Raw genomic sequence first — 1,223 nt, forward strand, 5'->3', positions numbered from 1 at the left:
GAGGCATCCGACCCCGCCCACCCGGCGCACGCATACTTCCGCGAGCGCTACGAACGCTCACGCGGCTGGATGCGGCGGGCCGTGCACGACCTCGCGGCGCGCGGCCTCCTGCGTCCGCACGTCGAGCCCGACGGCCTCGAGATCGACCTCTTCGCACTCATCGACGGGCTGCAGGTGCAGTGGCTGCTGCAGCCCGAGCGCGTCGACATGCCGGCGCGGCTGCGCGCGCGGCTGCGCGACATCCTCACCGTCGAGGTGCCGTAGCGCCGTGCCGTAGCCCCCGTCAGCCGCCCGCGCGGGGGTTCAGGTCGGGGTGGAGCACGGTCACCAGCGAGTACGCGTCGCCGTCGGGGTCGGGGCCGCGCTCCTTGAACTCCGTGACGAGCGCGTACAGCCGCTCCTCGAGTTCCTCCTTGTGCGCGGCGTTGAGCCGGAGGCCCAGCCAGGACATCTGCACGGCCTCCGGATCGACGCCTCGCAGCTGCTGACGCACGGTCTCCATCAGCACGGAGGTCTGGTCGGGAACATACGTCCCCCACGACAGGCCGGTGGCGCGGTACGGCACCTCGCGCGCGCCCTGCGCACCCACCCGCTCCTCCTCTGCGACGAGGAATCCCGTCTGCACGAGCGTGCGGACGTGGTGCAGCATCGTGCCGGGGTTCACGCCGAGGAGCTCCGCGAGCTCCTTGTTGGTGCGTGCGTCGAACGCGCAGAGCCGCAGCACCCGCAGCCGCGTCGGCGAGCTCAGCGCACGCCCGCGCGCGAGGTCACGGGCATCCTCCTCGGCGTCGGCGACGGGCACCGGCGCGGCGTTCTCGGCGGGGCTCATGACGACATCGTAGCGAGTGATTGACATTCCTCAATCGGTGGGTCGAGACTGATTGACATGTCTCAATCGGATGCCTCTCCCGCCGACCGCCCGCTTGGCGGGCAGCCGCACACCGCGGCCGCCGCGGAGGTCACCGACGCCGCCGTCGCGGAGGCGCGGGTCGAGGCATCCCTCCCCGTCTCCCCCGGCGACGCCGCCGAGGCGACCGAGGCGGACCGCACTCCCGAGGCGACCCCGCCGGCGCCCAAGGGGTCGCTGTGGCACGACCGCAACTTCCTGACGATGTGGTCGGGGCAGGCTCTGAGCCAGTTCGGCGAGCAGATCTCGATGCTCGCGATCCCGGTCCTCGCGGTCGTGCTCCTGAACGCGAACGAGTTCGAGGTCGGGGTGCTCA

At 72.0% G+C, this 1,223-nt stretch carries 2 protein-coding genes and 1 pseudogene; 2 read left to right on the forward strand and 1 reads right to left on the reverse strand.

Going from position 1 to position 1,223, the window contains the following annotated elements; translation table 11 throughout:
• Positions 1 to 264: TetR family transcriptional regulator C-terminal domain-containing protein (locus tag BGO37_RS17780; protein WP_291757176.1), on the forward strand; the 264-nt coding region annotated here is incomplete at its 5' end.
• A gap of 19 nt (positions 265 to 283) precedes the next feature.
• Here the strand turns inward: BGO37_RS17780 and BGO37_RS17785 are convergent.
• Entirely contained in the window at positions 284 to 829 is a 546-nt protein-coding gene (locus BGO37_RS17785) for a transcriptional regulator (protein ID WP_291757178.1), read from the reverse strand.
• Between the two features lie 57 nt (positions 830 to 886).
• Here BGO37_RS17785 and BGO37_RS17790 point away from each other — a divergent pair.
• A pseudogene (locus BGO37_RS17790) lies at positions 887 to 1,223 on the forward strand (MFS transporter); the annotation flags it as partial.

The organism is Cellulomonas sp. 73-92, assembly GCF_001898175.1.
In the GTDB taxonomy this organism is placed as follows: Bacteria; Actinomycetota; Actinomycetes; order Actinomycetales; family Cellulomonadaceae; genus Cellulomonas.

Excerpts from the sequence above, each read along its gene's own strand:
- BGO37_RS17785 (WP_291757178.1), bottom strand. The coding sequence starts at position 829 with ATGAGCCCCGCCGAGAACGCCGCGCCGGTGCCCGTCGCCGACGCCGAG.